Consider the following 6,712-nt stretch of genomic DNA (forward strand, 5'->3'; position numbering starts at 1 on the left):
TGCTCGGTGCTGGGGGATACGTCGTCGTCAGGTCAGTGCCGTCGGGCCGGGCACGAACTCCGGGTCCACCTGAGAGGCCAGGTCGTGGCCCGTCCGGTCGTCCGCCCACGCGCGCGCGTTGCGCAGGTGGAGCTCGACGGCGTGGCGGTGGGTCGTGGGCCAGTCCTTGGGGTGGACGTCGACCGCCTCGCGCAGGAGGTTGAGGGCGTGGACGTTGTGGGACTCCAACTCGCCCTGCTCCCGGCCCTGTTCGGCCGCCCGTACCCAGGAGGAGTGGACCAGGTGGGTGAGGAGGTCGTCGCCGACCTCTTCCTTGAGGAAGAGGAGGTCGTCCTCGCACGTCACCTTGTTGCCGATGACCGCGATGCGGATGCCGAACTCCTTCGCGTGGTCCCGGTACTGGCGGTACACCGAGACGCCCTTCCGCGTGGGCTCCGCCACCAGGAACGTCATGTCGAAGCGGGTGAACAGGCCCGACGCGAAGGCGTCCGCGCCCGCCGTCATGTCGACCACCACGTATTCGCCCGGGCCGTCGACCAGGTGGCCCAGGTAGAGCTCGACCGCGCCGAGCTTGGAGTGGTAGCAGGCCACGCCCAGGTCACTCTCGTCGAACTCGCCCGTCACCATCACCGGCACGTCCCCCACGCGCCGGACGTGCCGCGCGTGCAGTTCGTCGTCGCCGAGCAGGTTCACGAGGCGGGAGCCTCTGCCGGGCGGGGTGGTCTTGATCATGGCGTCGGCGGAGGGGATGCGCGGGTTGGTGCCGCGCAGGAACTCCTTGATGTCCCTCAGGTGGGCGCCGAGGGGCGGTGCGTCCAGGGCGTCGCCGTCGTGGCCCAGCGCCTCGGCGAGGTGCTGGTTGATGTCGCCGTCGATGGCCAGCACGGGCGCGCCCGCGCGGGCGAGGTGGCGGGAGAACAGTGCCGACAGGGTGGTCTTGCCGCTGCCGCCCTTGCCGACGAAAGCGATACGCATCAGCAGCCGCCCGCTTTCGCGGTCGAGGCGGCCTTCAGGCTACCCTTGTTGAAAATGGATGTCATGTGGCTAGGGTGTCGGCGGCCGTGATCACTGTCAAATCACCCGAGCTGTAAGGGCGTTGAGTGAGGGCAGGGAGGCCGTAATCACCTCTTGCTCTTAATGCATATGATGTGCAAGTGCACGACTACAGCATCAGGGCGGCGAGCCCGGACGACCTCGACGGTGCGCGAGCCCTGATGCTCGACACCGTCTACCGCGACTTCGGCACCGGCTATGTGCCCCGCTGGCACGCGGACATCATCGACCCGGCCGCCGCCTACCTCGCCCCGCCCCGCCACACCCTCCTCGTCGCGCTCGACCCGCGCGACAACGGTGTCGTGGCCACCGCCGCCCTGGACTCCCGCGGCCCGGCCCACCCGCCGAACCCGCGCCACCTCGCCGAGCGCTACCCCTGCGGCGAGACCGCACAGCTGCGCCGCGTCTACGTCCGCCCCGAGCACCGCAGGCGCGGACTGGCCCGGCGACTGGTCGACGAGCTGCTCGCCTTCGCGGCGACGGACGGCGGCTACCGGTCCGTCTATCTGCACACCGACCCGAACGTGCCCGGCGCCGAGGCCTTCTGGCGCTCGCTCGGCAAGGTCGTGCACGACGAGCGCGAGGACACCGACGGCGGCAACGGCGTCGTCCACTTCGAGATACCGATGGAGCGATAGAACGTGGGACAGAACGTGTGGCGCCGACTCCGCCCGCTCATCGCCCTCGCGCTGGCCCCCGTCCTCGCCGGCTGCTTCGCCTCCGGTGGCGGCACCGACGCCGCGGGCGACGCCCAGGACGGCTCCCGCCTCCGCGTCGCCCTCGCCTTCCCGCCCGCCGAGAACCTCTCGCCGTACGGCGCCGACTCCACCATCCTCAGCCGCCTCGGCGTCACCGAGGGCCTGACCGCGCTGGACGCCAACGGCGCCGCGGCTCCCGCCCTCGCCGCCTCCTGGCGGCAGGAGAACGACCGCACCTGGCTGTTCACCCTGCGTGAGGCCACCTTCCAGGACGGTTCCGCCGTCACCCCGGCCGCGGTCGCCGGCGCCCTCACCCACGCCACGAAGGCCAAGCCGGTCCCGGCCGCCCTCTCCGGCGTCACCCTCACCGCGAAGCCCGAGGGCAGCACCGGCGTACGGATCACCACCGAGGCCCCCGACCCCGTCCTGCCGCTGCGCCTGTCCAGCCCCGCCCTCGCCGTCTTCTCCGGCAAGGCGTACGGAACCCAGGACAAGGTCGACCCGGTCGGCACCGCCACCGGGCCCTTCGAACTCACCAAGGTCACGGGCGCCACAGCCGCCACCCTCGACCGCTACGACGACTACTGGGGCGGCCGCGCCCAGGCCACCGGCATCGACGTCAAGTTCGTCGCCGACGGCACCGCCCGCGCCGCCGCCCTGCGCACGAACCAGGTCGACCTCGCCGAGGCGATCCCCGTAGCCCAGGCCGCCACCCTCGACAAGGCCACCCGCGAGGCGACCGCCACGACCCGCACCACGAGCCTGCTCCTCAACACCGAGAAGGGCGCCTTCAAGAACGCCGCGCTCCGGGCCGCCGCCCGGCAGGCCGTCGACACCTCCGCGTTCGCCAAGGGCGTCTATGAGGGGTACGCCGACGCCGGCGTCGGCATCTACGGGCCCGCCGTCACCTGGGCCGCCGGCAAGCGGACCGAACCGGTCGGACGTACGGCGCCCGCGAAGCCCGAGGGGGCCCGTATCACGCTCGCCACCTACGACAACCGGCCCGAACTCCCGGAAGTCGCCCAGGTGCTCGAGCAGCAGCTGGAGAAGGCCGGGTTCGAGGTCACGCTTGAGGTGCGCGAGTACTCGCGGCTGGAGAGCGACGCGCTGGACGGCAAGTTCGACGCCTTCGTCCTCGCCCGCAACACCCTCGTCGACACCGGCGACCCCGTCTCCGTCCTGGCCAGCGACTACACCTGCGACGGCGGCTACAACATCGCCCAGCTGTGCGACAAGGACGTGGACCGGGCCGTGGCCAAGGCCGAGGGCACGGCCGACACCGCCGAGCGGCAGGACGCGGCGATGGCCGCCGAGGCCCGCATCCTCGGCACGGACGCCGTCGTACCGCTGGTCCACCAGCGCATCATCACCGGCGTCGGGACCGACGTCCGGGGCGCGCTCCTCGACCCGTACGAGCGCACCCTCGTCGGCATCGGCACCCGGCGCTGACCCATGCGGCAGCGCACGGCCACGTTCCTGTGGCGGCTCGGGATCGCGGTCGCGCTCGTCACCGCCATCGGCGTCCTGCCCTGGCTCTCGCGCACCGACCCGGCGCTCACGGTGCTCAAGGCCCGCTCGGCCGACCGCGACCCCACCCCCGAGGTGCTCGCGGACATCCGAGCCCAACTCGGCCTGGACAAGGGACCGTTCCACCTCCTCGGGGACTGGCTGGGCGGGCTGTGGCACGGGGACGCCGGCCGGTCGTGGATCTCCGGCAGCGAGGTCACGCCCGACGTACTCCAGGCCCTGGGCGTGTCCCTGCTGCTGATGGCGGTGGCCCTCGCGGTCGCCGCCGTCACCGCCGCGCTGATCTGCGCCCGCACTCTGTGGCTCGGCGCGCAGCGGCGGCTCGACGGGCGACGCGCGGGCGGCAGCGGTTCCGCCGTCCTCGCGGCACTGCCCGAGTTCCTCACCGCGTCCGTGCTCGCCACCGTCGTAGGCGTCCAACTCGGCTGGCTCCCGGCCCTCGGCTGGTACGGCCTCCAGTGGACGATCCTCCCCGCTCTCTCCCTCGGCCTCCCCGCCGGGGCCGTCCTCGGCCGTCTCCTCGACGACCTGCTGCCCGGCGCCTTCGCGGAGCCCTGGGCCCTGGCCGCCACCGCACGCGGACTGCCCGGCCGCTCCGTCGCCCGCCAGGCCCTGCGCCGCTGCCTGCCCGGACTGCTGCCCAACACCGGCCTGTTCGTCGTAGGACTGACCGGCGGATCGGTCACCGTCGAGCAGATCTTCGACATCCCCGGCCTGGGCCGCACCACCCTTCAGGCCGCCCTCGCCCAGGACCTGCCCGTCCTCCAGGCCGGCACGCTCGCCCTCATCCTGCTCGCCGCCGTGGCCGCCGGACTGGCCCACCTCCTCGCCCGCCTGCTGATCGGCCCCGCCCTGCGCGACGGCGCACTGCCGTCCCTGCACCGGCCGTCACCGCCCGCCCACACTTTCCTCCCCTTCCTCTACGGCGGCCTGCTCGTTGCCGTCATCGCCGTCGGCCTGCCCCGCGACCCGCTGGCCCTCGACACCACCGAACGACTCGCGGCCCCTTCCCCGGCGCACCCGTTCGGCACCGACGCCCTCGGCCGGGACGTCCTCGCCCGCGTCGCCCACGGCGCCCTCGACACCCTGCTGCTCGCCCTCGCGATCACCGCCGCCACCCTGCTCACCGGCCTCGCCCTCGGCCTGCTGCCCCGCCTGTCCGGCCCGCTCGTCGACACCGTCACCGCGCTGCCGCCGGTCCTGGTCGCCCTGCTCGTCACCGCGGTCGTCGGCAGCGGAACCGCCACGCCCGCGCTCGCCGTGGCCGCCGTCGCCTGGGCACCGCTCGCCGCCCACACCTCCGCCCTGCTACGGCAGGAACGCGCCGCGCTCCACCTGACCGCCACCCGCGCGATGGGCGCCGGCCCCTGGTACCTGCTGCGCCACGAACTCCTCCCCGCCGTCCTGCCCCCCGTCACCCGCCACGCATTGCTCCGCCTGCCCGGTATCGCCCTCGCGCTCGCCTCGCTGGCCTTCCTCGGCCTGGGCGCCCAGCCGCCCTCCCCGGAATGGGGCCTCCTCCTCGCCGAGAACCAGCCCTACGCCGAGCGCGCCCCCTGGGCGGTCCTCGCCCCCGCCGCCGTACTCGCCCTGCTGGGCGCGCTGGCGGTGACGGCGGCGAGCGGAGCGAGATGGGGGTCCCCCCGGCCGAAGGCTGGGGGAGGGGTGCGGTGGGGTCGGCGACGGCGCCGGAGGACCGAGCCCACCCTCCCCTTGCCCGAACAGCCCTCAGCCACCAGGGAGTTGGTGAAGACCGGATGACCTCGCTGCTGTCACGCGGCCTCCGCAAGGCGCCGGACCGCCCCCGCCTCTCTCCCCTCCTCCGCCTCCTCATCCTCACCCAACTCGCCTTCAACATCGGCTTCTTCGCCGTCCTGCCCTTCCTCTCCGAGCACCTGGGACAGGCCATCGGCATGGCGGGCTGGCTGGTCGGTTTCGTGCTGGGGCTGCGGACCTTCAGCCAGCAGGGGCTGTTCGTCGTGGGCGGGGCGCTGGCCGACCGGTACGGCATCCGGCCGGTCGTCCTCACGGGCTGCGTGCTGCGGATCGCGGGGTTCGCATGGCTCGGGTACGCGCGGGAGACCTGGGCGGTCATCGCGGCCGTCCTGCTGATCGGATTCGCCGCCGCGCTCTTCTCACCCGCCGTGGAGTCCGAGGTGGCCCGGCAGGCCGTGGTGTGGGAGGAGTCGGGCGGCGGCTCCCGCACCCACGTCCTCGCGCTGCTGACCGTGGCCGGACAGGCGGGCGCCTTCGTCGGACCACTGCTCGGCGCACTCCTGCTCTCGGTGGACTTCCGTACGGTCTGCCTCGCCGGCGCCGGCATCTTCGTACTCGTCCTCGCCGGGCACGCGTGGCTGCTGCCGCAGCACATACCCGGGCGAGGGGGCGTCCGGTTCCGCGGCGGCATGGGGAAGCTGCTGCGCAACCGCCGCTTCCTCGCCCTGTGCTGCGCGTACGGCGCCTACCTGCTCGCCTACAACCAGCTCTACCTCGCCCTCCCCGACGAGGTGGAGCGCGCCACGGGCTCCCAGGCGGCGCTGGCCTGGCTGTTCGCCCTGTCCTCGCTGCTGGTGGTGGTCGCCCAGCTGCCCGTCACCCGCTGGGTGGGGGAGCGGCTGACCCTGCGCCGGTCCATGGTCGCCGGACTGCTGCTGATCGCGGCGGGGTTCGCGGTCGTGGCCGCCGCGCGGCCCGCCGACTGGACGGGCACGGCAGGTCTGCTGCCCGCGGCCGTCTTCGTCGTCCTGCTCACCCTCGGCCAGATGCTCGTCGCGCCGGTCGCCCGCGCCTGGGTCCCCGACCTCGCCGAGGAGGGCCGACTCGGCCTCTACACCGGCGCGTTGTCCTCGGTCTCCGGCCTGATCGTCCTGCTCGGCAGCTCGGCAACCGGCACGCTGCTCGACCCCGGCCTGCCGGCCGCCGTGCCCTGGCTGGTGCTGGCGGCCGTACCGATCACGGCGATAGCCCTGCTGCCGCGCAGATAAGTGGGTGGGAGGGTGCGCGGGGTGACTGCGTCGGCTGGGTCGGGCCACTGGTGCCGTTCGCTGCGCGGGTTGCCCGGCGTGGGACTGGGCGGGGGCGGGTCGCGCGGCCCGGCGCTACGGGGTGCCGCTGCGCCCACCCGTGCCGCCCCAGCGGCACGACTGCCCGCAGCTACGCGGCTGAGCGGGTTGCCGTGATGCGGGGGCGGGTCGCGCGGCCCGGCGCTGACGGGGTGCCGCTGCGCCCACCCGTGCCGCCCCAGCGGCACGACTGCCCGCAGCTATGCGGCTGCGCGGGCTGCTGTGGCCGACCGGCAATGGCATGTAGCCCCGTGGGCCCGCGGTCGCGTACGGCGGGAGGGGACGGGTCGGGGGGTGTCCGCCCGCAGAGTCCGGTGTCAAGGGACGGCACCTCTCGCGCAAGGTCCAGCACCGGACCGAGGACGGACACCC

Annotated in this window: 5 protein-coding genes; 4 read left to right on the forward strand and 1 reads right to left on the reverse strand. The window is 73.8% G+C overall.

Features of this window, described 5'->3' with window-relative positions; genetic code table 11:
* Positions 1–27: 27 nt before the first annotated feature.
* Positions 28–975: an ATP-binding protein gene (locus ACIREI_RS44370; protein WP_403345910.1), complete on the reverse strand. Its 948-nt coding sequence runs from the start codon at positions 973–975 to the stop codon at positions 28–30.
* A 179-nt stretch (positions 976–1,154) separates the two neighbouring features.
* Here ACIREI_RS44370 and ACIREI_RS44375 point away from each other — a divergent pair, with 179 nt between their 5' ends.
* From ACIREI_RS44375 to ACIREI_RS44390, 4 genes are read left to right on the forward strand one after another with little or no spacing between them, the layout of a single operon-like run.
* Positions 1,155–1,691 (forward strand): GNAT family N-acetyltransferase, encoded by a 537-nt coding sequence (locus ACIREI_RS44375; protein WP_403345912.1) that lies wholly within the window; start codon positions 1,155–1,157, stop codon positions 1,689–1,691.
* Between the two features lie 3 nt (positions 1,692–1,694).
* Positions 1,695–3,200 carry an ABC transporter substrate-binding protein gene (locus ACIREI_RS44380; protein ID WP_403345914.1) on the forward strand — a complete coding sequence of 502 codons (1,506 nt, stop codon included), beginning with the start codon at positions 1,695–1,697 and terminating at the stop codon, positions 3,198–3,200.
* A gap of 3 nt (positions 3,201–3,203) precedes the next feature.
* Positions 3,204–5,039 (forward strand): ABC transporter permease subunit, encoded by a 1,836-nt coding sequence (locus ACIREI_RS44385; protein WP_403345916.1) that lies wholly within the window; start codon positions 3,204–3,206, stop codon positions 5,037–5,039.
* Positions 5,036–6,262, forward strand: coding sequence for an MDR family MFS transporter (locus ACIREI_RS44390; RefSeq protein WP_403345918.1), 1,227 nt, complete (start codon positions 5,036–5,038; stop codon positions 6,260–6,262). The genes ACIREI_RS44385 and ACIREI_RS44390 overlap by 4 nt, the downstream gene beginning before the upstream one ends.
* Positions 6,263–6,712: the final 450 nt, after the last annotated feature.

This window comes from Streptomyces sp. NPDC093591, assembly GCF_044764885.1.
Taxonomy (GTDB): Bacteria; Actinomycetota; Actinomycetes; order Streptomycetales; family Streptomycetaceae; genus Streptomyces.

Excerpts from the sequence above, each read along its gene's own strand:
- ACIREI_RS44370 (WP_403345910.1), bottom strand. The coding sequence starts at position 975 with ATGCGTATCGCTTTCGTCGGCAAGGGCGGCAGCGGCAAGACCACCCTG.
- ACIREI_RS44385 (WP_403345916.1), top strand. The coding sequence starts at position 3,204 with ATGCGGCAGCGCACGGCCACGTTCCTGTGGCGGCTCGGGATCGCGGTC.
- ACIREI_RS44390 (WP_403345918.1), top strand. The coding sequence starts at position 5,036 with ATGACCTCGCTGCTGTCACGCGGCCTCCGCAAGGCGCCGGACCGCCCC.